The following is a 24,726-nucleotide window of genomic DNA, read 5'->3' on the forward strand; positions in this document are numbered from 1 at the left end:
TGAGTCTGGCGCGGGGGGGGGGGGGGGGGGGGGGGGGGGGGGTTCGGCCCCCCCCCCCCCCCCCCCCCCCCCCCCCCCCCCCCCCCCCCCACCCGCACCGACCACGCCACGTTTGCCTTACCCCTCAAATAGAACCCGAATCGGGCACGGCAGTCTCATTTTCGTCCCTTGTGGACGGTCAAGAACGCCCCGGCCTCTCGTGCCCGCTCTCTCGAACGTGCCCTTGCCCGGGTCGCTCGGCCGGAAGATCGATCCCGTTCAACAAGTTGAGAGAAGACTCCGCGTCCACCGCCGGTTCATGCTTGACCGGACTGCGCGAACGGACGGCGGCCGTGTTTCTGGGGACAGAGCCGGCGCCGGGACCGGATTCCGTGACTTGAGTGGTTGAGAGCTAGGGGAGTGCGGTGGCATGAGCGTTGAGCGGATTTCGATTGTCGGTATCGGTCTCCGATACCCGGACGCCGGTTCCCCGGAAGAACTGTGGGAGAACGTCCTCGCCGGCCGCCGGGCGTTCCGGAGACTGCCCGACGAGCGGATGAACCGCGAGGACTACTACTCGCCCGACCCCAAGGCGCCGGACCGTTTCTACGCCCAGAAGGCCGCGGTCCTCCGCGACTGGGAATTCGACCGGATCAAGTACAAGGTCGCGGGCAGTACGTTCCGCTCCACCGACACCACGCATTGGCTCGCCCTCGACGTCGCCGCGCAGGCGCTGGCGGACGCGGGCTTCCCCGAGGGCGACGGGCTGCCGAGGCCCGCGACCGGCGTGGTCATCGGCAACAGCCTCACCGGCGAGTTCTCGCGTGCCAACATCATGCGGCTGCGCTGGCCGTACGTGCGCCGCACGGTCGCGGCGGCGCTCGCCGAACGCGGCTGGGCGGACGGCGACACCGCCGAGTTCCTCCACGATCTCGAGGCGCAGTACAAGGCTCCGTTCCCGGAGATCGACGAGGATTCGCTCGCGGGCGGGCTGGCGAACACGATCGCCGGCCGGGTCTGCAACTTCTTCGACTTCGGCGGCGGCGGGTTCACTGTGGACGGTGCCTGTTCGTCGTCGCTGCTTTCCGTGGTCACGGCGGCGAACGCGCTTTCGGAGGGCGACCTCGACGTCGCCGTCGCGGGTGGTGTCGACTTGTCGATCGACCCGTTCGAGGTGATCGGGTTCGCCAAGACCGGCGCGCTCGCCAAGCGGGAGATGAAGGTCTACGACGCCGATTCGAACGGGTTCTGGCCCGGCGAGGGTTCCGGCATGCTCGTGCTGATGCGCGAAGAGGACGCGATCGCGCAGGGCAAGCGGATCTACGCCAGCATCGGCGGCTGGGGTGTCTCGTCCGACGGCAAGGGCGGCATCACCCGCCCCGAGGCGTCGGGTCACCGCCTCGCGCTCAAGCGGGCCTACGACAAGGCGGGTTACGGCGTCGAGACCGTTTCCTACTTCGAGGGGCACGGCACCGGGACCGCGCTGGGCGACGCCACCGAGATCGAGGCGCTCTCCACCGCCCGCCGCGACGCCGATCCGCTCGCCGACCGGGCCGCGCTGAGCACGATCAAGGGCAATATCGGCCACACCAAGGCCGCGGCCGGGGTCGCCGGGCTGATCAAGGCGACGTTGGCGGTCTACCACCAGGTCATCCCGCCCGCGACCGGCCACTTCGAACCGCACGAGTCGCTGGTCGGCGACTCCGCGCGGATGTACGTCCCCGCCGAGGCCGGGCTGTGGCCCTCGGACCAGCCGATCCGCGCCGGTGTCTCCGCGATGGGGTTCGGCGGCATCAACTCGCACATCACCGTCACCGAGGCGCCGGGCGCGGCCCGGCGCAAGGAACTCGACGAGCGGACCAGGTCGCTGGTCGCCGGACGGCAGGACAGCGAGCTGCTGCTCCTCGACGCCGACGACGCCGCGTCGCTGCGCGGCCGGGTGACCGGGCTGCTGGAGATCGTGCCGAAGCTCTCGTTCGCGGAGCTCGCGGACCTCGCGGGCACGCTTTCCGCGGAACTGTCCGGGAAACCGGTCCGCGCGGCGATCGTCGCGGCAGGCCCGGACGACGCCGAGCGCAAACTGGCCAAGCTCCTCGACCTGCTCGGTGAAGGGGAGCCGGAAGTCTTCTCCGCCAAGGAAGGCATCTTCGCCGGTGCCCGCTCCCACGCCCCGAAGATCGGTTTCCTGTTCCCCGGCCAGGGTTCCGGGCAGGGCAAGGTCGGCGCGGTGCGCAAACGTTTCGCGCACGCCGACGACATCTACCGCGCCGCGGCCCTGTCCACGGGCGCCGACCAGGTCGCCACCGACGTCGCGCAGCCGCGCATCGTCACCGGCTCGCTCGCCGGGCTGCGCGTCCTGAAGAGCCTCGGCATCGAGGCGGGCACGGTCGCGGGCCACAGCCTCGGTGAGCTCACCGCCCTGCACTGGGGTGGCGCGCTCACCGAACGCGAAGTCCTCAAGCTGGCCAAGATCCGCGGCAAGGTGATGGCGACCGCCAGCGACGGAAACGGTGCCATGGCGGCGATCTCGGCCACTCCGAGCGTCGCCGAGGGGCTCGCCGAGGGCGAAGAGGTCGTCATCGCGGGCTACAACGCGCCCGAGCAGACCGTCCTTTCCGGACCGGCGGAGGCGATCGACCGGGTGGTCGCCCGTGCCCGCACGGAAGGGGTCACCGCCGCCCGTATCAACGTCTCGCACGCCTTCCACTCGCCCGCGGTCGTCCCGGCCGCCGAGGCGATGACCGGGGAACTCGCCGCGTTCGACTTCGCCCGGCTCGACCGGCCGGTCGTCTCCACGGTGACCGGTGATGTCCTGCACGCCGCCGAAGACCTGCGTGATCTGCTGCGCGACCAGGTGGTCCTGCCGGTCCGCTTCCGTGAGGCGGCCGCGAAGGTCGCCGAGCGCAGCGACCTGGTGATCGAGGTGGGCCCGGGCCGTGTGCTCACCGGTCTGTTCGGAACGATCGCGCCCGGTACGCCGGCGCTCGCGATCGACACCGACAGCCCGACGCTCGCTCCGGTGCTGAAGGTGGCGGGCGCCGCGTTCGCGTTCGGTGCTCCGCTGGAGACGTCCGCGCTGTTCGACGGCCGCGTCGTGCGGGCCCTGCCCGCGGACGGCGAGTTCTCCTTCCTCGCCAGCCCGTGCGAGGCCGCGCCGTCCATCGGTGCCGTCCTGGCCCGAGACCGGGCCGCCGAGCCTGCCGCGGCCACCGAGGCCCCGGCCGGAACGGCATCGGAGAGTGGTGGCAGCAGCACCCTCGACCTTCTGCGCAAACTCGCGTCCGAACGGGTCGAGCTCCCGCTCGAAGCGGTCACCGCCGACACGCATCCCCTCGACGACCTTCACCTTTCGTCGATCACCGTCGGCCAGCTGGTCAACGACGTGACCAGGGCGCTCGGCCGTCCGGCGCTGGAGGGCATGCCGAACTTCGCGACCGTGTGCCTCGGCGAACTCGCCGAGATGATCGACGAACTCGCGCAGACCGCCAAACCCGCCGACAGCAACCAGGCCGAGGTCGCCGGGGTCGGACCGTGGGTCCGGCCGTTCGCGGTGGAGTACGTCGCCGCGCCGAAGCCGTCGCCCGATCTCACGACGGGTATCTCCACCGCCGAGTGGACGGCGTTCGCCCCGGACGGTCATCCGCTGGCGGAGCCGCTGCGCGCGGCACTGGCCACGGCGGGCGTCGGCGACGGTGTCCTCCTGTGCCTGAACGCGGACAGCGGTTCCGGCGACGTCGGCTTGTTCCTGGACGCGGGCCGCGCGGTGCTGGCCGCGCCCAACGGCACGCGGTTCGTCGTGGTGCAGCACGGCTTCGGCGCCTCCGGTCTGGCGAAGACGCTCCGACTGGAGGACCCGTCGGCCCGCACCACGATCGTCGATCTGGCCGACCTCGACCCCGTCGACCCCGAGGCGATCGGCGCCGCGGTGTCCACAGTGGTCACCGAAGTCGCGGCGACCACCGACTTCAGCGAGGTCCGCTACGACTCCGCCGGAGTCCGCACGGTGCCGAAGCTCGCCGCGCTGACCCCGTCCGAGGCCGAAGGGACCCCGCTGGACACCGGCGACGTCCTGCTCGTCACGGGTGGCGGAAAGGGCATCACCGCCGAGAGCGCCTTGGCGCTGGCCAAGGATTCCGGCGCGAAACTGGCGCTGCTCGGCCGGAGCGATCCGGCCGACGACGCCGAGCTGTCGGAGAACCTCGGCCGTATGGCGGCGGCGGGTATCACCTACCGCTACGAACGCGCCGACGTCACCGACGCCCGACAGGTGGCCGACGCGATCGGCCGGGTGCAGGCCGAGTTCGGCCCGGTCACCGCGGTGCTGCACGGCGCGGGCCGCAACGAGCCCGCCGCGCTGTTCTCCTTGACCGAGGAGAGCTTCCGCAAGACGCTGGCCCCGAAGATCGGCGGCCTCAACGCCGTCCTCGACGCCGTCGACAAGGACAAGATCAAGCTGCTGGTGACCTTCGGCAGCATCATCGGCCGGGCGGGCCTGCGCGGTGAGGCGCATTACGCCACGGCCAACGACTGGATGACCGAACTGACCGTGAGGTTCGGCCAGGAGCACCCCCAGGCTCGCGCGATCGCGCTCGAATGGTCGGTCTGGTCCGGGACGGGGATGGGCGAAAAGCTCGGTGTGGTCAGCGCTTTGATGCGCGACGGCATCACCCCGATCCCGACCGAGGAGGGCATCGAGATCCTCCGCCAGGTCGTCGGCGATCCGTCCGCCCCGTCGGTACTGGTCGTCTGCGGCCGGACCGCCGGCCTGGCCACCCTGCCGGTGGAGAAGCGCGAACTGCCGCTGACCCGCTTCGTCGACCGCGCGGTCGTGCACTATCCGGGGGTCGAGCTGATCACCGAGGCCGACCTGTCCGCGGGCAGCGACCCGTATCTGGCCGACCATCTGCTCGACGGTCAGCTGCTGTTCCCGGCGGTGATCGGCATGGAGGCGATGACCCAGGTCGCCAAGGCCGCGCTGGCCGCGGAAACCCTGCCGGCGCCGGTGTTCTCCGATGTCGAGTTCCTGCGCCCGATCATCGTCTCGCCGGGCGGATCGACCACAATCCGGCTCGCCGCGCTGGCCAGGGACGCCGAAACGGTGGACGTGGTGCTGCGCAGCGGGGAGACCGGGTTCAGCGCGGACCATTTCCGGGCCCGGCTGCGGTTCTCCCGGCCGGATCCGCTCGGCGAGACCGTCGTCCGCGACGTCGCGCTGCCGCCCGTCCCGGTCGACCCGACGACCGAGCTCTACGGCACGGTCTTGTTCCAGGGCAAGCGATTCCAGCGGGTCACCGGCTATCGGCGGGCCAGCGCGCGGCACGCGGTCGCGGAGATCGCGACCGGCGCCGAGGTCGACTGGTTCGCGCCGTTCCTCCCGCAGGAACAGCTCCTGGCCGACCCGGGCACCCGCGACGCGATGATGCACGCGATCCAGTGCTGTGTGCCGGACGCGACCCTGCTGCCGCAAGGGATCGAGCGGCTGTATCTGGCCGAACCCGGCGAGCAGGACCCGGAGTACGTGCTCCTCGACGCCCGCGAGCGTTCGCAGGACGGCGACAGCTACGTCTACGACCTCGACGTCCGCAACCCCGACGGGAAGCTGGTCGAGCGGTGGGAAGGGCTGAAGCTGCGCGCGGTGCGCAAACGTGACGGCGAAGGACCTTGGGTCCCGTCGATGCTCGGGTCCTATTTGGAGCGTTCCGTGGAACGGCTGCTCGGCTCGTCCCGCGCGATCGTCGTCGAACCGGATCCGGTGGGCGTTTCCGTGGAGACCACGCCGGAACGGCGGGCGCAGACGGCCTTGGCGGCCGGCCGCGCCGTCGACGCGCCGCTCGAGATCCGCTACCGCCCGGACGGGAAACCGGAGGCCGACGGGGTCGAGGTGAGCGCGTCGCACAGCGCCGATCTCACCCTGGCGATCGCGGGCACCGGCCGGATCGCGTGCGACGTCGAAACGGCGATCGAACGGACGCCGGAGGACTGGGCCGGTTTGCTCGGCGAGGATCTGCTCGCGGTGGGCGAACTCCTCGCCGCGGACGCCCGTGAGCCGCTTTCGGTGGCGCACACCAGGGTCTGGAGCGCGCTGGAATGCGTGCGCAAGACCGGGGACATGACACAGGCGCTCACCGTGCACCGGGTCGACCCGGACGGCTGGGCGGTGCTTTCCCACGGCGGTGCCCGTATCGCCACCTGGGTGACGACCGTCAACGACCGGACCGATCCCGTGGTCTTCGCGGTGCTCCAGGGAGAGGAGAACTGACATGGCCGACTACTACGAAATCCTCCACACGGTCGGATTCGAAGAGACCAACCTGGTGGGCAACGTCTACTACGTGAACTACGTGCGCTGGCAGGGCCGGTGCCGCGAGATGTTCCTGAAGGAGAAGGCGCCCGCGGTGCTCGAAGAGGTCCGCCACGACCTCAAGCTGTTCACGCTCAAGGTGGACTGCGAGTTCTACGCGGAGATCACCGCGTTCGACGAGCTGTCCATCCGGCTGCGGCTGGAAGAGCTGACCCAGACCCAGATCCAGTTCACCTTCGACTACGTCCACCTCACCGCCGAGGGCGAGCGGCTGGTGGCCCGCGGACGGCAGCGGATCGCGTGCATGCGCGGCCCGAACACGGCCACGGTGCCCAGCCGGGTGCCCGAACAGCTGCGCGAGGCGCTGGCCCCGTACGCGGTCGACGGCAAGGGGGAGTGACGTGGGCGAAGTGGAGGAACCTTCGCGGCCGGTGCTGAAACGCCTGCCGACACCCGCCGCGCGACGACGGTTGTCCGCGCAGTCCGGGTTGCGGGAGGTGATGGGCCAGTTCGCCACCGGGGTCACCGTGCTGACCGCCGGCGGTGAACGGGCACACGGGATGACCGCCAACGCCGTCACCTCCGTGTCGCTGGAGCCGCCGATGGTGCTGTGCTGCGTTTCCCGCGCGGCACGGATGCACGAGGCGATCGTGACGGCGGGGTCGTACGCGGTCACGGTGCTGGCGTCGGACCAGAAGGAACTGGCGAAGTACTTCGCGGACTGGCGCCGCCCGGCCGGGATCGCGCAGTTCGACTCGGTGGACTGGACTGCCGGGCCGCAGACCGGCGCCCCGCTGCTCGACGGCGCGCTGGCCTGGCTGGAATGCGAGCTGGCGGAGGTCTACGAAGGCGGTGACCACTCGATCTTCCTCGGCAAGGTGGTCGCGTCCAGCCGCGGCACCGCGCAGGACTCGCTGGTCTTCTACGGCGGCGGCTACCACCAGATCGACGGTCGCATACGGGCATCGGCCTGACAGGGAGAGGAAATGTCATGACCATCAACGAATCCGCCACGCCCGCCCCGGCGCCCTCGGCCGACCGGCCGCCGGTGGTGACCACGATGCCCCGGCTCGGACGGGGGGTGTGCTGGCGCGACATCGTGCGCGAGATCGAGCTCGAGGAGCTGGAGCGCGAGGCCGGTACGAGGGAGGCGGCGTGACCCTGCAGGGCGATCCGGGCGCCCAGCGCACGGAGGACTCGGAGGTGGTGCCGCTGCCGGAAGACCGGCTGCGGCGCCCCCGGATCCCGAGGGGGACCGACGGGCGGGTGATCCCGCTCGCCCGCGGCGCCGAACCCGTGCACCCACCGGAACCGACGATGCCGTTGCTGCGCACCCAGCGCGAGGAACTGCGCGAACATATCGTCGACGGACGGCTCGACGGCGTCCGCCGTCAGCACTCGCTCGGCAAGCACACCGCGCGCGAACGGCTGGATCTGTTGCTGGACCCCGATTCGTTCACCGAGGTCGAGCTGTACCGGCGGCATCAGGCGAGCGGGCTCGGGCTGGCGGAGAACCGGCCGTACACCGACGGCGTCATCGCGGGCTCGGGCACCATCGACGGACGGCGCGTGTTCGTCTACGCGCAGGACTTCACCGTCTTCGGCGGTTCGCTCGGCGAGGCGCACGCGGCGAAGATCCACAAGGTGATGGATCTGGCGATCGCCACCGGCTCGCCGCTGATCGGGCTCAACGACAGCGGGGGAGCGCGGATCCAGGAAGGCGTCATGGCGCTCAACGGCTACGGCGGCATCTTCCGCCGCCAGGTCGAGGCGTCCGGCGTCATCCCGCAGATCAGCGTGGTGCTGGGGCCGTGCGCGGGCGGGGCGGCGTATTCGCCGGCGCTCGCGGATTTCGTCTTCATGGTGCGCGACACCGCCCGCATGTACCTGACCGGGCCGGACGTCGTCGAGACCGTGACCGGGGAACGGGTCAGCCACGACGAACTGGGCGGCGCGGATGTGCACGGCGCGTCGTCCGGCGTGGCGACCGTGGTGCACGACGACGAGGAGAGCTGCCTCGACGACGTCCGGTATCTGGTGTCGCTGCTTCCGTCGAACTACCTGGAGCCCGCGCCCCGTGAGCCGTCACAGGACGCGGCCAAGGACCGGCGGCCGCGCTTCGCCGAGCTCGTCCCGGTGGAGCCGAACAAGCCCTACGACATGCGTGACGTGTTCTCGGAACTGGCCGACGACGGCGAGTTCTTCGAACTGCACGAGCGATGGGCGCAGAACGTGCTGTGCGCGCTCGCGCGGGTCGACGGTCGCGTGGTCGGCCTGGTCGGCAACCAGCCGGTGGTGTTCGCCGGCGTGCTCGACGGCCCGGCTTCGCAGAAGGCGGCGCGATTCGTGCGGTTCTGCGACGCGTTCAGCATCCCGCTGGTGACCCTTGTGGACGTTCCGGGCTTTCTGCCGGGGGTCGAGCAGGAGCATTCCGGGATCATCCGGCACGGGGCGCAGCTGCTGCACGCCTACTGCGAGGCGACCGTGCCGCGGATCCAGGTCATCCTGCGCAAGGCGTACGGCGGCGCGTACATCGTGATGGACTCGCGGTCCATCGGGACCGACCTCTCACTGGCGTGGCCGACCAACCAGATCGCCGTGATGGGCGCCGAGGGCGCGGTGAACGTGTTGTTCCGCAAGGATCTCGCCGTCGCGCCCGATCCGGACGCGTTGCGCGCCCACCTGGTGGCCGAGTACACCGAGGAGTTCATGAACCCGCAGTATTCGGCCGAACGCGGCCTTGTCGACGACATCATCGACCCGGCGGACACCCGTTCCGCCGTCGCCAGAGCGCTGGACATGCTGCAGGACAAGCGAAAGGCGGCGCCTCAGCGCAAGCACGGCAACCACCCGATCTGAACGGGGGAACCATGTCACCGTCCGGAATGGACAGTGCGCCGGTCTTCCGGGTCCTGCGGGGGGACCCGGAAGACGCCGAACTGGCGGCGCTCGTCGCCGTCTTCACCGCGCTGGCTTCGGCCGCGCCTCCGCCCGCCGCGCCGGCCCGGTCGGCCTGGTCGCCTCTCGTCCGCTCGACCTGGCGTACCTCGGCGCTGCGCTGAAGTCTCGCTCGCTGGAGCGAAGGCGTGACTCGCGTGATCGGACACGTGACTCGCGTGATCAAGCACGTAACTCGCGTGACTGGACGCCGCACTCGGGTGTGCGGCGTCTGATCACGCGAGTTACGTCTCTGATCACGCGAGTCACGTTGTCATGTTCGCTTACTCTCCCGCCGAGACGGCGCTCATTGCCGATCCCGCTGCTCAGGGACCGCGGGGTCCGGCCACGACAGGCCGAGCAGGTCGACGTCGAGCTCGTCCTCGGCGTAGATCTCGTACGGGTCGAGACGTTCGGTCATGGCGCGCTCCTTGGGTTTCGGGGTACCACAAGGGCACTACCGGCACCCCGTCACCGGCGACTTTTCCTTTGCTCATCGCGGACGCCGGGCGTCCTCGACCACGTCACGATCGGCTCCCGATCGGACGGGTCCATCCTTGGTTGTCAAGTGAGTCGTTCATCGAAGGCCGGGAGGAACGTCATGACGGCACAGGTGCGAATTTGGGTCGTGACCGATGATCTCGACCCGCGTGCGGCCGGCGAGGCCGACGCGGTGGCGTTCGTCCCGGAGCCTAGGCAGGCCGCCGAAAACGATTTCCCAGCCGACCACATCATCCTCGGCTACAACTAGCGCGACCGGCACGACAGCACGGACAAAGAAGACCGCCGGGTATAGCGCGCGCGAGAATGAAGATCGCCCGCGAACCGGCCAGACCACGAGGAGGCCTCCGGATGGCTATGCGCCTCCAGCTCACGTCGGGTTTGCAGGTGCTGGAAGAATGGGCGATCAATGCTCCGCAGGCTGACCGCAATGTTATCTACGAAGCGCTGTTCGCGGTAGCCGACGGATCCGCTTTTCTCATCTACGACATTTTCGGAGATGGCCGCGACCCGCATCAGTTCATCATTCTGGTGAAACACGATCTCGTCATCCGGATAGGGCTCAAGCGAACCGATTCCTCGTTCGAGATCGTCTACATCGGCGCGCTGGAGCACGGCACACCCGCTGCGGCATGGGCCGACGACGTCGACAGTCCCTGAGCCGGTACCGCTGAACGGCCCAGTCCGCGCCTCGATACCGGCAACCTTTCGTACCAGTGGATCATGTGTTCCTCACCTTGACATCGTCCAGTTCGGCGTGAAATTCTGCGAGTGTTTGCGGATGGGGAAATTCTGCCGGTCTGGAATTGCGGTCGTCGAGCTCTGGAGGCATGAAAGATGTCATCACCTGAATTCCCGGGATTGGATGTTTCCACACGGGTGCGCGCGCGTGACATTCAGATGGCCGGGGTCGCCGATGTCCGCCGGAGGGTGCTCATGATCTCCGGGGCGATCGACACCACCGAGCACGACATCTCGGTCAGCGTCAATCTCCCCGAGCCGGGCCGCTGGCAGGTGATCAAGTCCGAGACCAACCTGACCGACAAGACCTGGGTCGCGATGCAGGTCGTCACCGACGAGGACTCGACCTTCGTCAACGACGCCGACACCCTCGTGCTTTCCCGCCAGTTCTCGAAATCCTTCATGACGCCGGATCAGCGCCGCCTCACCTTCTACGACGGTGAGGTCCGGCCCGGCGAGGCCGTGCTGAAGGTGTACTCGCTGGACGCCGGCGGGCGGAAGCCGACCTACTCCTACTCCCGCTACAGCCCGATCGCCACCGACACCGCCGAGCAGTCCCAGCAGTCACTGGACGAACTGATCAGCAACGGGATGAAGCAGCGGCCCGTGATCGAGCTGATCGTCCCGGTGACCGTGATCGGCTGAGCACACCGGTGATCACCTTCGTCCCGGAGCCCCATCTGCTCGAATCGCCGCGCGGGCGGGAATGGCCGGTCGTCCCCGGGGCCCGTGCGGCGATCACCCCCGAACCGCCGCCCGCCGCCGACGTGGTCATCGTCGGCGCGGGCCCGGCCGGGCTCGCCGTCGCCTCCGCCTTGTGGCACCACGGCGTCCGCGATCTTGTCATCGTCGACCGCGACGGCCGTCCCTGCGGCCGGTTCTTCGACCGCGTCGATCTGCTCGGCCAGCGCGTGCTGCGGTCGCCGTACGAACACCACCCCGGCGTCGAGGGCTACCGGGACTGCGAACTCCTGGATTTCGCGCGGCTGCACTGGTCGGTGCTGACACCGGTGGAGCGCCGGGAGATCCGCATGGCGCAGGCCGGGCATCGTTCGGTCGTCCCCGTCGACGTCTTCGAGGCCTATTGCCGTCATCTGGCCGCGAGCCACCATGTCACCGAACGGACCTGGCGCGGTTCGGTCCGCGAGGTGCTCCCGGCTGGGGTGTCCTCGGACGCCGTCACCGTGCGCGCCGACCGCTTCTCAGTCACCGCGCGCCAGGTCGTGCTCTGCCTCGGCGAGGAGCGCCGGTCCGCACCGGACACCTGGTGGGGCGGCGGCCATCCGCCGCGCGGCGTGACCTACTGGGACGAACCCGTTCCCGGCGGCGGGAAACGGCTCGCCGTCGTCGGCGCCGGCCTCACCGCCGCGCACCTGATCTCCACCGGGCTCGCCCAAGGCCGCGAGGTGCACTGGGTGGTCCGCGAAGCGGGCGAGCGCTACCAGTGCGCCGACGTCAACTCGTCGTTCTTCCGTCCCGAGGGCCGCGCCCGCTTCGACGGGGTGAGCTGGTCCGAAAGGCTCGAACTGATGGGCCGTTTCCGGCGCGCGTCGATCATGTTCGAGTTCCGGCCGGCGCTCGAGGCGGCCGAAGCCGAAGGCCGGCTGATCGTGCACCGCGGCAAGGCGATCACGAAGGTGTCGCCGGGTGTCGGCCTCCATCTCGAAGACGGTTCACGGGTTTCCGTGGACCACGCCGTGCTGGCGCTCGGCACCACGCCGTCGATCGGCGACGGCCTGATGCCCGACGAGGCCGTTCTCGACCGCGGTGGCTGGCCTCTGCTCGACGAACGCACCTTCGCCTACCTCGGCGCCCCCCGGGTCTTCGCCGTCGGCGCGGCCGCCGGGATGGCGCTGGGACCGGCCGCCCGCAACATCGACGGCCATCGCGTCGCCACCGCCCGGGTGGCGGCCGCTGTCGCCGGGAACCTGCGCCTGCGGACGGCCACGAAGGACGTCGCCCGTGTCTGAGCCCTACGACTCCCGTTTCACCCTGCCGTCGGTCGACGACGCTCCCTCGACCGAGTCGGGCGTGATCCTGATGGGACTGGACGCCGAACGCCTGCTCGCCGGTGTCGGGCTCGCCCGGCTCGCCGACGAGCCCGCGCTGGTCGCCCTCGCCGTGGACCAGGCCCGGCACGACGCGCTCGACCTCGGCACCGACGCGCTCGTCGAGGCCGGGATCCGCCGCTGGCGCGCGGTCCGCCCGTTGATCGAAGCAGGTCCGGAGATGACGGCGGCGGGGTCCCTGCGCCGAGAATGGGAACACGCGACCGCGCGGGTCACCGCCACGGTGACCGGGCTGGGACCGGCTTCGGTGGCCTGCCTCGCGGCCTGCTGGCTGCGTCGCGATGACGTCAACGCGTTCGCCGAACATGGGCGGGCACCGGAAAAGGGGAGCGGTACCCACGATGTCCTATCTCGGGTCTTTGCCGACTGACGCCACGCTGCTGCAGGTCTTCCAGAAGTTCCCCGCGCCCGCGTCGAAACTGCTGGATCTCCACGAACTGATCATGCGGGCGCCGTCGGCGTTCGGCGCGGGGGAGCGGGAGCTGATCGCGGCCTACGTCTCGGGCGTCAACGATTGCGAGTACTGCTACGGGGTCCACACCGTCACCGCGGAGGCTTTCGGTGTGCCGGAAGGGCTTCTGACCGCCGCACTGACCGATCTCGACTCCTCGCCCGTGGAAGACCGCATGAAGCCCGTGCTGGCCTACGTAGGCAAGCTGACGCGCACGCCGTCACGGATGACCGACGCGGACGCGGAAGCGGTGTTCGCGGCCGGCTGGGACGAGACCGCGTTGCACGACGCCGTCCTCGTCTGCGCCCTGTTCAACTTCATGAACCGGATGGTGGAAGGGCTCGGGATCCGCGCCGACGCCGCCTACGCGAAGATTTCGGGCGTGCGGTTGAAAGAAGGCGGGTACGCGGGCCTGGCGACGTTGCTCGAACACTGACTGGTCCATTCGAGTGCGGGTAAGCCTGTGGTGACCACGAACGGTCACCGTGTCGTGCTGAGGCCGGCCCGCCACTTTCCGTTGCCACCAACGGCGCGTATTACTCCGTTCGACGGTCATGATCGCGGAAACGGAGCAGGCGGACGGCGCCTTCCGGCGTAGGTGAAAAGCACATCCCCGCGATGATGCATGGCACTGGCCGCACATAGGCCCTGAGCAGCACGATTTCCTCATCGAAGGAACACCACCGAACAGCCTGGGAGCCATCGATGACGAACACTGCGACCGACAACGTCCGCTCGCTCTTCGACGTCCGGGGGATCGACACCGGGTCGGCCGGAAACCGGGTCGAGCTGGTGATCGACCGGTTCGACCACTGGACCAACCAGCACCGCGGTGAGGCATTCAGCTGTTTCACCGGCGCCTGTTGTACCGCCCCGCCGCTGGCCGAAGCGAGCTGAAAGCACCCCTCCGGCCGTCACTCGCACCCCGAAGGCGAGTGGCGGCCGGTTTTGTGCGCGGCTCGTCGACGGAAAGTAGCCGACCGACTGCGGGGTCCGTCGCCATGTGCCCCTTCTGCCCGGCCTGGCCGGACCGACTCACCACCCGAACGGTGGAACGCGTTCCGTGCGGGCGTGTTTATGTTGGGGCCATGGGGGCGTGTGTGAGGGGGCGGCGCCATGGCGATCAGAGTTCTCGTGGCCGAAGACATGCACATCGTCCGGGGAGCGCTCGTGGCGCTGCTGCGGTTGGAACCGGATATCGAAGTGGTGTCCGAGGTGGCTTCCGGTGACGAGATCCTCCCCGCCGCGCGGGTTTCCCGCACCCAGGTCGCGATCATCGACATCGACCTCCCCGGCAAGGACGGTCTCACCGCGGCCACCGAACTCCACGAGCAGCTCCCGGAGGTCAGGACCCTGATCCTGACCAGCCTCGGCCGGCCCGGCACGCTCCGCCGGGCACTGGCGGCCAAAGTGAACGGGTTCCTGTTGAAGGACGCCCCCGCCGAGAAACTCGCCAACGCCGTGCGGGGGGTGGCGGCCGGACGGCGGATGGTCGACGGCGATCTGGCACTGGCCGCCTGGGACACCGTGGAATGCCCGCTGACCCCGCGGGAGATCGACGTCCTGCGGCTGACCGCCGAAGGCCGCGACACCCTGGAGGTCGCGGCGAAGGCCTTTCTCTCCACCGGAACCGTGCGCAACTACCTGACCACCATCGTGTCGAAGCTCAACGCGCGCAACCGGGTCGACGCGATCCGGATCGCCAAGGAATCCGGCTGGATCTAAACGGGCACCACGGCGCGCAGCCGGAACCGCCCGTCGGCCTCGACCCCCGCGGTCAGCTCCCCGCCCAGCCCGGCGACGCGGTCGGACATGTTCGTGATGCCGCTGCCGGGAGCCTCCACCCGCACCGGCCGCTCCGATTTCGGCGGCCGTCCGTTCACCACACCGTCGTTGACGATGTCGAGCGCGACACCGTCGCCGGTCCGCCGCACGGCGATCTCGCAGCGTTCGACCTTGCTGTGCCGCAACACGTTCGTCACGCCCTCGCGCAGCACCACGGCCAGCACGGTCCGCACCGACGTCGGCAGGTCGTCGTGCTCGATCTCCAACCGCACCTGGACGTCGGCGGCCACCAGGACCGCCTGCGCCGACCGGGATTCCTGATCCAGCGACAGTTCGCGGTAGCCGCTCGCCACCGAACGGACGTCGGCCAGCGCCTGCCGCGTCAGCCCGAGGATCTCCAGCAGCTCGTCGGAGGCGCGATCGGTGTCGATGTCCATGATCCGGCTGGTCAGCTCGCTCTTGAGCGCGATCGCCGACAGGCTCATCCCCAGCAGGTCGTGCAGGTCGCGGGCGAACCGCAGCCGCTCCTCCGCGACCGCGACCTCGGCGAGGCGTTTCCTGGTCTCGCCCAATTCGGTCACCAGCCGGATCAGCCAGATGAGACCGAACACCATCAGCCCGGTGTTCAGGATGGACGCGAAGCTGTAGAAGCCGCCGAGGAAGTCGGTGCCGTAGGAGATCCGGATCAGCACCACACCGGCGGCGGTCGCGGCGAACGCCGTCCAGCCCGCCAGGGGCGGCAGCACCAGCAGCGCGGTGCCGGCGAACAGGCTGGGCAGGCTCACCCACGCCTTCCCGAGCGGGATCAGCGGCAGGAAGATCAGGCAGGCCTGCACGAACAGCAACGCGTAGCTCTGCCGCGAGCGCAGCCGGACGTTCGGGCGGGCGAAATAGGACAGTTGCAGCGTGGTCAACGCGGTGAGGTAGCCGGCGATGAGCGCGAGGGACCAGCCGTCGTCGGTCAGCATGAACGCCCGTGCCATCGCGGAGAGGCTGAAGACGATGAAGACCACCGTCATCGTCCACTGGACGTTCCTGGCGTCGATCCGGGACCAGTGACCGGATCCCTCGGCCAGCGCCGTCTCGGTGGGCTCGACCTGGTCGGGCACCGGGAGTTCGGCGTGCAGCCGCCACCGGCCCGCCGCGTCGGGACCCGCGCTCAGCTCCCCGCCGTGCCCGGCGACCTCCTCGGTCACCTCGCGCAGGCTCGCGGCCGTCTCCTCGGGGACGTCCTCGTGCGCCGTCCCGTCGTGGACGATCTCCAGCGCGACCCGGCCGCCGGCCTCGCGCACGGTGATCTCGCAGTGCTCGACGCCGGTGTAGCGGAGCACGTTCGTGACCCCTTCGCGCAGCACCTTCGCCAGCAGCGTGCGCAGCTTCACCGGGAGCTCGACCTGCTCGAGGTCGAGCCGCACCGCGACGTTCGACGCCGAGAGCAGTGACACCGCGGTCCGGGATTCCTTGTCGAGCGACAGCTCCCGGTAGCCCCTGGCCACCGACCGCACGTCGGACAGCGTCCGCTGGGCGATCCCGGTGATCTCGGCGAGTTCCTCACGGGCCCGGTCCAGTGACTTCCGCAGCAGCCGGTGCACCAGCTCGCCCTTGAGCGCGATCGCCGACAGGCTGAGGCCGAGCAGGTCGTGCAGGTCCCGCGCGAAGGCCAGCCGTTGTTCGGCGACCGCCCGCCTCGCCAGCTCGGTCCTGGCCTGGTGCAGCTCCGTGACCAGCCGTGCGAGCCAGGTCAACAGGTACACGACCAGGGCGTAGAAGACGGCGGTGACGCTGTCGAACACCGCGCCGAGCCAGGTCTCGTCGTAGGTCCACAGGATCCAGATCGTGCCCGCCATGAACACGGTGAATACCGTCCAGCCCGTCCGCGGCCGGAACAGCAGCAGCGCGCTGCCCGCCGCGAGGGTGGTCAGCGAGCTCAGCGCCGCGTCGAAGTGCAGGGTCGGCAGGAACGCCAGGCACGCCTGCACCACCAGCATCGCCTTCGCGAGCCTGGTGTCGAGCCGGACCGCGGGACGGCTGAAGAACAGCAGCTGGATCGCCAGGACGGGCCCGACGTACAGCACGGCCAGCAGGCCCTGCCAGAAGTCGATCCCCGGCCGGAACAGGACGGCGAGGAGACCGAACAGGCAGGAGTTGACGAAGACGACGGTGATGATCAGCCCGGCGAGGAACAGCGCCCGCCGCGGGCGCCGGTCGACTCCGGCGGTACCCAGAGGTTCGGCGGTCACGGCGAGCTGTTCCGGCACGGGCACCCCAGTGGTAACAGAAGACGTCTTGATCCTTGTCGTGCTGCCCCCTTGCGACGGCCGAGGCCGTCGCACGACCTCCATCGCCGTGTGATTCGGATCCTAACCCATCTTCGTTACCCCGGTTCCCGCTTCCGAGGGCGGGCCGAGGATGATCAAGGCGGCGTTTTCCCCGCCGGGGACAGGGAAATCCCGGTGGTCACCCGCGCGGGTGTGGGACGTTCGGACCACACTCGCGATCGCGGAACACGCCACGATGGAAGACATGGGGTTCCACTGTGTACGCCGCTGTGTACGCCACGCGGAGCGGGCGCTCGCGGCGGCCGGGCGCCGGTGGCCCTAAGCTCTGCCCATGGCCAGGTATTTCGACGTACATCCGGAAAATCCGCAACGACGCGCGATCGGACAGGTCGTCGACATCCTGCGCGAAGACGGGCTCATCGCGTACCCGACGGACTCCTGTTTCGCCCTCGGCTGCCAGCTGGGGAACAGGCAGGGCATCGATCGCATCCGGAGCATCCGCAAACTCGACGACCGGCACCATTTCACCCTGGTGTGCCAGGACTTCGCCCAGCTGGGCCAGTTCGTGCACGTGGACAACGCGGTCTTCCGCGCGGTCAAGGCGTCCACACCGGGCAGTTACACGTTCATCCTCCCGGCCACCAAGGAGGTTCCGCGCCGGCTGATGCACGCCAAGAAGAAGACGGTCGGTGTGCGCATCCCGGACCACGTGGTCACCCAGGCACTGCTCGGCGAACTCGGCGAGCCGCTGCTGTCGAGCACGCTGCTGCTGCCCGACCAGGAGGAGCCGATGACGCAGGGCTGGGACATCAAGGAACATCTCGAGCACGTGGTGGACGCGGTGATCGATTCCGGCGACTGCGGGGTCGAACCCACCACGGTCATCGACTTCTCGTCGGGCGAGCCGGAGATCGTGCGCCGGGGAGCCGGCGACACCTCGCGCTTCGAATGACGCGCGGGACCGGCGTCCCGGTCCCGCGCGCGGAGGGGTTCAGTGCGTGACGAGCCCTTCGGCCTTCGACGGGGCCGAGGGGATGTGGAACAGCCGCGTGAACAGCTCCAGCATCGCCGGTTCACCCTTGATGGCCACCGCGCCGCAGGTCAGCGCGCTCGAAGCGGCCATCTCGCCGTTCAGCAGCTTGAGCACGACCGGGCCGCGCGGCTCGATGACGAGGTCGGGGTTCGGGTGCGGGCCCTCCCCGGCCGTCATGGCACCGTCCTCGACCACGGCGTGCACGATCATCTGATCGCCGTAGTGCAGTTCGAACGCGCAGTCGACGCCGCGGGCCGCGTCGGGCTGGAACGTCGTGTACAGCGACAGGATGGCCGCGTCGAGGGTGAACAGGTCGTCGGCGGCCGGGTCGGTGAGCGAACGGGCGCCCCACAGACCCAGCTGCAGCAGGATCTGGTCGAGGTCGTTGCCGTATTCGGTCAGTTCGTAGACCACCCCGGCGTCGAGCTGCGAGAGCACCCGGCGCTGGACGACCCCGTGCCGCTCGAGTTCGTTGAGCCGGGTCGACAGGATGCTCGTCGGGATCTTCGGCAGGCCGTGCTGGAGCTCGTCGAAGCGCTTCGGCCCGAGCACGAGGTCGCGGATGACGAGCAGGGACCAGCGCTCCCCGATGATCTCGAGCGCGCGGGCGAGGCCGCAGAACTGGCCGTAGGTGCGAGCGGTCATGCTTGACTCCTCAGTTTCCTTGATCTGGTGGTGGCGGGTGGTGCTCGTTCAACGGATCGGATGTCCCTCGGAGAGCAGTTCCCGGTGCAGCTCTCGCAGTTCGGCGCAGGGTGTCACCCCCAGTTCGTCCTCGAGCCTGGTTCGCAGCCACTCGTAGGCCGCCAGCGCGTCGCTGCGCCGCCCGCTGAGCCCCAGCGCGCGGATCAGGTGGGCGTGCAGGGTTTCGTCGAACGGGTCGGCGGTGGTCAGCGACCGCAGCACGCCGAGCATCTCCCGGTGGCGGCCGGCCCGGATCTCGGCCTCGATCCACAGGTCGCGGGCGTTGCGCCGGTGCTCCAGCAGATAGACGGTGTAGGCGGCCAAGGTCGGTCCACAGTGGATGTTCGCCAGCGGGGGACCGGACCACAGGTCCAGCGCGGTACGGAAGGCGTGCGCCGCGGCCGCGTTGTCGCCCTCGTCCAGCAGGTCGCGGCCGAGCCGGTGGAGCCGCTGGAACTCCGACACGTCGACCACGCCCGCGTCGATCTCGAGCCGGTAGCCGGGCGAGCTGGTGACCAGGATGCCGCCGGCGCCACCGGGATCGAGGTGACGGCGGAGGTGGTGGACGTAGGTGTGCAGGGTCCGGCGGACACTGCGTGGGGGCGCGTCGTTCCACAGCTCGTGGACGAGGGAGTCGACGTGGACCGTCTTGCCGGGACGGATGAGCAGCATCGCCAGCAGCTGCAGGAGTTTCGGCGTGCTCGGCGCGCGATCGACCCCGCCGATGTGCAGCTCGACCGGCCCCAGCACCCTGGCCGTGTCACCCGGTCCGATGGTCATCGCGTGCATCCCCTGCCCCTCCGGCGGACTCCCCCTCAATGACGGTGACAGAGGCGGAACCTTCGGAACAGTGCCGGAAACACCCGGTGGGCCATGATTTCTTCGTTGTGCCGTATGCGATCGTCACAACTTGGAGCGATGAACTGGTTGTGGCAAAAGAGAAGACGCGGAACCGATCAGAGCCAGTCGGAATCGGTGGCGATCCGGATGGCGTCCACCCGGTTGCGGGCGTTGAGTTTCGTGACCACGGTGGCGAGATAGTTCCGTACCGTTCCCGGTGACAGGAACAGCTCCGCCGCGATGTCGGCGACCGTATGCCCGTTCGCGGCGAGGCGGAGGATCTCCGCTTCCCGCGGGGTCAGCGGGCAGTCTTCCGTTTCCCAGGCGGACAACGCGAGTTCACTGTCGATCACCCGGCGGCCGATGGCGACCGAACGGACGGCGTTGGCGAGTTTGTCGGCGGGCGCGTCCTTGAGCAGGAAGCCGTTGACCTTCGCGTCGAGCGCGCGGCGCACGGTGCCGGGGCGGCCGAGCGAGGTGAGGATCAGCGTTCGGACGCTCGGAAGTTGTTGATAAAGCTCGGAAGCGGCCGCGAGCCCGTCCTTGGCGGGCAGGTCGATGTCGATGATCGCGACGTCCGGCAGGTACTCCGCGGCCATCGGAAGGATCTTGTCGCCCGAGCAGACCTCCGCGACGACCTCGATGTCCTGTTCGAGGTTCAGCAGAGCGACCAAGGCGCCGCGGACCATGTGCATATCCTCGGCCAATAGGACTCGGATCACTCCGACCTCCTCTTCCCCAGAAACACGCTAACTCTCAGTGTACATAGCAAACCCGGAAGAGTGAATCTGAATCGCACGATACAAGGTTGCGCTTTTGTCGGCGGCTTGCCCGGCATGATCAAGGTGCCGGTGAGCTGCGACGATGCCGGGGCTTCGAGGGTACTGAAACTGCAAGCGATCGATTACTCGCTGTCAGGTCAGAAGACGGTAAAATTGCTATACCCGGTGCTTTTCATTCTCTGTTGAGTACGTTCCATTCCGGTGAATCCGTCCGGCGAACGGGTGAACTCGCCATTTCCCGCCGGGCCGGAATGGCCTGTTCGGCGGTACCGGCGCCGGCCTCGATCGGCCGTCGATCGGGCGGCGATCGCGGCATGGTCTCCTCGGCACGAGCCGGTTCGCGCGAAGCCGCCACTATCCACAAAGGACGTATGATGAGCTCACTGCTGGGTGCCCTGCGCAAGGTCATGTTCGCGCCTTCGCTGGCTTCGGTCGGCTTCGAGGGGCGCGGCTTCGGAGTACCGCCGACGCCGTCGACCGCCCGCTTGGAGTCGATCCCGCAGTCGGTGGTGTGCGGTTTCGAGTGGGGGATCGACGCCCCGGCGCTGTGGGAGGCCGAACGGCGGCTGGACATGGTCGAGCCGGAGATGCGCGGATTCGCCTACGAGGGCGCGGCGATGGCGTTCACCATCCTCGACGTCATGCCCGGCGGGCGGAAGGACCGCACGGCCGAGCTGATGAGCGGCCCCGGCCTCCCGCACGTGTTCCTGACCTACATCGGCATCGGGTTCGCGATGGCCCGGCTGCCCCGGCCGCTGTGGAAGAAGGTGCTGCCGGATCTGGACGGCGTGCCGTTCCACCCGACGATGAGCTGGCTGGCGGTCGACGGTTACGCCTTCGACCGCGCCTACTTCGACACGCGCAAATGGGTCGGCGAGCAGTTCGTCCCCAAGCCGTACCCGTGGGCGGGCGCCCCCGCGTACTTCCCGCGCGCCTGCGATCAGGGCATCGGGCGGGCGCTGTGGTTCATCAACGGCGGAGACCCGGTGAAGGTCGCCGCGGCGGTGAACCGCTTCCCGGCCGGACGCCGTCCGGACCTGTGGAGCGGGGTCGGGCTGGCCTCGACCTTCGCGGGCGGCTGCGACCGGCCCGGTCTGGTGGGGCTGCGCGAGGCGGCGGGGGAGCACCAGGACGAGCTCGGGCTCGGCGTCGTCTTCGCGGTTAAGGCGCGGACGTTCTCGTCGTTCGTCCCGCCGCACACCCGGCGCGCCGCCCGGGCGCTCGCCGGGCTGAGCATCGAGGAGGCCGTCGAACTGGCCGACTCGACCGAGGTCACCGAGGACGCCGCGGACGGGACGCCCGCCTACGAGCTGTGGCGGCAGAACATCCGGAACGGTCTGGCCCCCGCGGCGGGCCGGCTGTCCGCCTGAGGTTCCGCGGAAAGGGCCGTTCAAGACGTTTTCGTCCTGAACGGCCCTTTGCTGACAGCCAGGAGCGGATCAGGCCGCGCGCCTGATCGGCTCCGGCCGGTGCCGCAGGTCGGGCAGCGCGAGCAGGACCGGCGGGTCGAACAGGCGCTGGGGACGCATCCGCAGGTCCGCGAGCCGCGCGGTGACACCCGGCTCGACGGTGATCGGACCGTGGTGTCCGGTGTACCCGGTACCGCGGCGCGTGAGCGGGCCGGTCACACAGTGCGCGACGAGGTGCCATTCGCCTTCCGGGACCTCGGTCAGCTGATAGGGGCCGGGCGCGTCGATGACCGTGTACCGCACGGGCGCGCCCTCGGGGATCCGCGTGGGGAAGAGACCCACGAAGACGAGACCGGGCGAGATCTCCGGAGGTGCCGACACGAAACCCCGGACGATCGCCCGCTTCGGGCCGGGCCGGGGCTCGCCGGCCAGACGGCGCTGGAAACCGCCCTGACGCCGGTAGGCGGACGGGGAAAGGCCGACGCGGCTGCTGAACCGCGTGCTGAAGGTGCCGACGCTGTTGTAACCCACGCGGTGGCTGATGTCGGCGACCGTGATCGAGGTGGTCAGCAGCAGGCGCTTGGCCTCGTCGAGCCGCAGCGCGGACAGGAACCGGCCGGGCGAGACCCCGGTGGCCTGCTGGAACACCCTGGTGAAATGGAATTTGCTGAAGGTAGCGGCGCGGGCGATGTCGTCGATAGTGAGCTCTTCACCCAGTTTCTCGTTCATGGCCCCAATGGCTCGCTCCACGGCTCGCCGGACAGTCTCATCCATTGTGCCGTCCTTTCGCTCGAGGAATTCTGGCATGCTTTGCTGTTTCCGACACTAGTGTTCGCCGCCACTTCTCCTGAAGTGCTTGATTCACCGCCGGATATGGATTCGTGTGTGCGCCGACGTGAAAATTTCACGGGGTGTGGAGCATGCGAAAACCACGGCCCGCCGGTGGTGCGCGCACTGGATCCGTACGGCCGGTGGCCGCAGAATTCCTGGTAGCGCATTCACGCCGGAACCTCCCCGGCCGTGTTGGCGCGGTCCGAAGAACGTATTCCCGCGGCAACACAGAACCGGCCCTTGACCGCGTCCCCCCGCGGCGGTCAAGGGCCGGTTTCCATTTCGTGGAACGTGTGTGTGAGGATAGTATCGTCGGCTCGTGGGCGAGACGCAGGCGAAAGGCAGATGGGGTCGATGATCAAGGTCCTGGTGGCCGAGGACATGCACATTGTCCGGGGGGCCCTGGTCGCGCTGCTCGGTTTGGAACCGGACATCGAAGTCGTCGCCGAATGCGCCAGCGGCGACGAGATCCTCCCGCTCGCCCAATCCGCGCGCCCCGACATCGCCCTGATCGACATCGATCTGCCGGGCAAGGACGGGCTCACCGCGGCCGCCGAACTGCACGAGCAACTGCCCGCCGTGCGCACGCTGATCCTCACCTCGCTCGGCAGCCCCGGAACCCTGCGGCGGGCGCTGGCCGCGAAGGTCAACGGTTTCCTGCGCAAGGACGCGCCGGCCGACCGGCTCGCCAACGCGGTCCGCGGTGTCGCCGCCGGACGGCGCGTCGTCGACGGCGACCTGGCGCTCGCCGCCTGGGACAGCGAGGAATGTCCGCTCACCGCCCGCGAGATCGAGGTGCTCCGGCTGGCGTCGGTCGGCTCCGACCCGACCGAGATCGCCGCCGAACTGTTCCTGTCCGCCGGCACCGTGCGGAACTACCTGACGACGATCGTTTCGAAGCTCAGCGCCCGCAACCGCGTCGATGCGGTGCGGATCGCCCGGGAGTCCGGCTGGCTGTGACGCCGGTCCGTCTACCGGGCCGGGACGTTCATCGTCGCGTGGGCGAGATCCGCGGCGAACTCGCCGGGTGAAGCCGATTCCGCGAGCAACCGGCGTTGCCGCGCCGCCCCGGTCCCGTGTTCGAACAGTGAGTCCAATCCGCGATCGACGTCTTCCGCGTCGCCCGCCGCCGTGAGCGCCGGCCGGACGAACTCGACGAGTTCGCCGAGCAGTTCGCGCTGATCGGTCTCCCGGCCGGTGAAGACGTCGATGCCCGGCCCGTCGAGACCTCGGCGCGCGGCGGCCGTCAAGGCGGCGCCGATCCGCGCACCCCTGGCCCGCGGCGGTCTGGTCGTCGCGGCGCAGGTCGCGACCAGCCCGCGCACCAGCGCCGCGAGGAGCACGGCGTCGTCGACGGCCAGGCAGACGTCGGCGATCCGCACCTCGACCGTCGGATGCCGCGGGGAAAGGCGGGCGTAGAAGTACACGCCCGCGACGTCGAGGGCGGCACCATGGCGCAAGGCATCCCCGACGCTGCGGTCGTACGCGGCCGCTCCGGACCATTCGTCGGGCGGTCTCGCCGTCGGCCAGCGGTCCCAGAGCGGGAAACGCCTGCTCGACCATCCGGAATCGACGCCCTTCTCGACCGGCGAATTGACACTGATCGCCAGCAGCGGGGCCAGCCACGGCCGCAGCCCGGCGAGGACGCGTGCTCCGAGGTCGCGCGACGACAGGCCGACGTGGACATGACAGGCGCAGGTCCCGGCCTCGCGGATCAGCTCCGGGAACGCCTGCGCCATCCGCCGGTACCTGGGCTCGGGCGTGAGCGTGTCGCCCCGCAGGTCGCCGGGCGGGATCCCCGCCGCCACCATCAGGCAGCCGTCGGCTTCCGCCGCCGCCGCGACGAGTTGTCGCAGCCGCGTCAGTTCGGAGCGCACCTCGTCCAGGCCGTGGCAGACGCCGGTCGCGGTCTCGATCTGGAACCGCATCAGCTCACCGGTGACGTCCGGTCCGGGAGCGAGATTCTCGAGGAGAGCGGACGCGCGCAACGCGACCGAACCGTCGATCGGGTCGAGCAGGACGAACTCTTCTTCCACACCGAGGGTGTAGTTCATGCCGTCTACGGCCATGGTTCCCCGTTCGTGGGTTTTAGCCGGTGAATCTC

The 24,726-nt window shown here is 69.4% G+C and carries 23 protein-coding genes; 17 read left to right on the forward strand and 6 right to left on the reverse strand.

The features are described 5' to 3' along the window. Positions 1 to 409: 409 nt before the first annotated feature. The 14 genes from ACIRGA_RS25370 (at position 410) to ACIRGA_RS25435 (ending at position 14,704) form a co-directional block, all read left to right on the forward strand. Entirely contained in the window at positions 410 to 6,238 is a 5,829-nt protein-coding gene (locus ACIRGA_RS25370) for an SDR family NAD(P)-dependent oxidoreductase (protein WP_400945108.1), read from the forward strand. Position 6,239: 1 nt separating this feature from the next. After that, positions 6,240 to 6,680 carry a thioesterase family protein gene (locus ACIRGA_RS25375; protein ID WP_005154182.1) on the forward strand — a complete coding sequence of 147 codons (441 nt, stop codon included), beginning with the start codon at positions 6,240 to 6,242 and terminating at the stop codon, positions 6,678 to 6,680. A gap of 1 nt (position 6,681) precedes the next feature. Continuing rightward, positions 6,682 to 7,254 carry a flavin reductase family protein gene (locus ACIRGA_RS25380; protein WP_400945110.1) on the forward strand — a complete coding sequence of 191 codons (573 nt, stop codon included), beginning with the start codon at positions 6,682 to 6,684 and terminating at the stop codon, positions 7,252 to 7,254. A gap of 17 nt (positions 7,255 to 7,271) precedes the next feature. Beyond that, complete coding sequence (locus ACIRGA_RS25385) at positions 7,272 to 7,439, forward strand: DUF6222 family protein (RefSeq protein ID WP_400945112.1); 168 nt, start codon at positions 7,272 to 7,274, stop codon at positions 7,437 to 7,439. Next, a complete protein-coding gene (locus ACIRGA_RS25390) occupies positions 7,436 to 9,139 on the forward strand; it encodes an acyl-CoA carboxylase subunit beta (protein WP_400945114.1) in 1,704 nt (567 codons plus the stop codon). The genes ACIRGA_RS25385 and ACIRGA_RS25390 overlap by 4 nt, the downstream gene beginning before the upstream one ends. 11 nt (positions 9,140 to 9,150) lie before the next feature. Next, a complete protein-coding gene (locus ACIRGA_RS25395) occupies positions 9,151 to 9,342 on the forward strand; it encodes an acyl-CoA carboxylase subunit epsilon (protein WP_400945116.1) in 192 nt (63 codons plus the stop codon). Between the two features lie 476 nt (positions 9,343 to 9,818). Continuing rightward, the gene (locus ACIRGA_RS25400) at positions 9,819 to 9,968 is read left to right on the forward strand and encodes a hypothetical protein (protein WP_400945118.1); all 150 of its coding nucleotides are present in this window, start codon (positions 9,819 to 9,821) and stop codon (positions 9,966 to 9,968) included. A gap of 101 nt (positions 9,969 to 10,069) precedes the next feature. Continuing rightward, a complete protein-coding gene (locus ACIRGA_RS25405) occupies positions 10,070 to 10,378 on the forward strand; it encodes a DUF6235 family protein (RefSeq protein ID WP_400945120.1) in 309 nt (102 codons plus the stop codon). A 240-nt stretch (positions 10,379 to 10,618) separates the two neighbouring features. Next, on the forward strand, positions 10,619 to 11,104 hold the full coding sequence (locus ACIRGA_RS25410; protein ID WP_395881971.1) for a DUF6423 family protein: 486 nt from the start codon (positions 10,619 to 10,621) through the stop codon (positions 11,102 to 11,104). 8 nt (positions 11,105 to 11,112) lie between these two features. Beyond that, entirely contained in the window at positions 11,113 to 12,429 is a 1,317-nt protein-coding gene (locus tag ACIRGA_RS25415; RefSeq protein WP_400945122.1) for an FAD-dependent oxidoreductase, read from the forward strand. Next, positions 12,422 to 12,898: a DUF6187 family protein gene (locus ACIRGA_RS25420; RefSeq protein ID WP_400945124.1), complete on the forward strand. Its 477-nt coding sequence runs from the start codon at positions 12,422 to 12,424 to the stop codon at positions 12,896 to 12,898. Before ACIRGA_RS25415 ends, ACIRGA_RS25420 begins: the two co-directional genes overlap by 8 nt. Next, on the forward strand, positions 12,870 to 13,415 hold the full coding sequence (locus tag ACIRGA_RS25425) for a carboxymuconolactone decarboxylase family protein (protein ID WP_400945126.1): 546 nt from the start codon (positions 12,870 to 12,872) through the stop codon (positions 13,413 to 13,415). The genes ACIRGA_RS25420 and ACIRGA_RS25425 overlap by 29 nt, the downstream gene beginning before the upstream one ends. 269 nt (positions 13,416 to 13,684) lie before the next feature. Further along, complete coding sequence (locus ACIRGA_RS25430) at positions 13,685 to 13,876, forward strand: hypothetical protein (RefSeq protein ID WP_400945128.1); 192 nt, start codon at positions 13,685 to 13,687, stop codon at positions 13,874 to 13,876. Positions 13,877 to 14,095: 219 nt separating this feature from the next. Next, positions 14,096 to 14,704, forward strand: coding sequence for a DNA-binding response regulator (locus tag ACIRGA_RS25435; RefSeq protein ID WP_400945130.1), 609 nt, complete (start codon positions 14,096 to 14,098; stop codon positions 14,702 to 14,704). Here the strand turns inward: ACIRGA_RS25435 and ACIRGA_RS25440 are convergent. Continuing rightward, positions 14,701 to 17,022 (reverse strand): sensor histidine kinase, encoded by a 2,322-nt coding sequence (locus tag ACIRGA_RS25440; RefSeq protein WP_400945131.1) that lies wholly within the window; start codon positions 17,020 to 17,022, stop codon positions 14,701 to 14,703. The two genes, ACIRGA_RS25435 and ACIRGA_RS25440, sit on opposite strands and share 4 nt — an antisense overlap. Before the next feature lie 352 nt (positions 17,023 to 17,374). Here ACIRGA_RS25440 and ACIRGA_RS25445 point away from each other — a divergent pair, with 352 nt between their 5' ends. Next, positions 17,375 to 17,995, forward strand: coding sequence for an L-threonylcarbamoyladenylate synthase (locus ACIRGA_RS25445; RefSeq protein ID WP_400945133.1), 621 nt, complete (start codon positions 17,375 to 17,377; stop codon positions 17,993 to 17,995). Positions 17,996 to 18,034: 39 nt separating this feature from the next. Here ACIRGA_RS25445 and ACIRGA_RS25450 read toward each other — a convergent pair whose 3' ends face one another. The 3 genes from ACIRGA_RS25450 to ACIRGA_RS25460 form a co-directional block, all read right to left on the reverse strand. Beyond that, positions 18,035 to 18,721 (reverse strand): winged helix-turn-helix transcriptional regulator, encoded by a 687-nt coding sequence (locus ACIRGA_RS25450; protein WP_400945135.1) that lies wholly within the window; start codon positions 18,719 to 18,721, stop codon positions 18,035 to 18,037. 48 nt (positions 18,722 to 18,769) lie between these two features. Then, entirely contained in the window at positions 18,770 to 19,549 is a 780-nt protein-coding gene (locus ACIRGA_RS25455) for a BTAD domain-containing putative transcriptional regulator (protein WP_400945137.1), read from the reverse strand. Between the two features lie 167 nt (positions 19,550 to 19,716). Next, entirely contained in the window at positions 19,717 to 20,322 is a 606-nt protein-coding gene (locus ACIRGA_RS25460) for a DNA-binding response regulator (RefSeq protein ID WP_396564849.1), read from the reverse strand. A gap of 434 nt (positions 20,323 to 20,756) precedes the next feature. On the opposite strand from ACIRGA_RS25460, the gene ACIRGA_RS25465 reads away from it, so the two are divergent. Beyond that, complete coding sequence (locus tag ACIRGA_RS25465; RefSeq protein ID WP_400945139.1) at positions 20,757 to 21,752, forward strand: DUF1702 family protein; 996 nt, start codon at positions 20,757 to 20,759, stop codon at positions 21,750 to 21,752. Between the two features lie 69 nt (positions 21,753 to 21,821). Here the strand turns inward: ACIRGA_RS25465 and ACIRGA_RS25470 are convergent, their stop codons facing one another. Further along, the gene (locus ACIRGA_RS25470) at positions 21,822 to 22,520 is read right to left on the reverse strand and encodes an AraC family transcriptional regulator (protein WP_400945141.1); all 699 of its coding nucleotides are present in this window, start codon (positions 22,518 to 22,520) and stop codon (positions 21,822 to 21,824) included. A 456-nt stretch (positions 22,521 to 22,976) separates the two neighbouring features. Here ACIRGA_RS25470 and ACIRGA_RS25475 point away from each other — a divergent pair, with 456 nt between their 5' ends. Then, positions 22,977 to 23,582: a DNA-binding response regulator gene (locus ACIRGA_RS25475; protein ID WP_037347878.1), complete on the forward strand. Its 606-nt coding sequence runs from the start codon at positions 22,977 to 22,979 to the stop codon at positions 23,580 to 23,582. Positions 23,583 to 23,593: 11 nt separating this feature from the next. Here the strand turns inward: ACIRGA_RS25475 and ACIRGA_RS25480 are convergent, their stop codons facing one another. Continuing rightward, positions 23,594 to 24,691: a glutamate--cysteine ligase gene (locus tag ACIRGA_RS25480; RefSeq protein ID WP_400945144.1), complete on the reverse strand. Its 1,098-nt coding sequence runs from the start codon at positions 24,689 to 24,691 to the stop codon at positions 23,594 to 23,596. Positions 24,692 to 24,726: the final 35 nt, after the last annotated feature.

Origin of the sequence: Amycolatopsis sp. NPDC102389, from assembly GCF_044765885.1 — a bacterium.
Taxonomy (GTDB): domain Bacteria; phylum Actinomycetota; class Actinomycetes; order Mycobacteriales; family Pseudonocardiaceae; genus Amycolatopsis.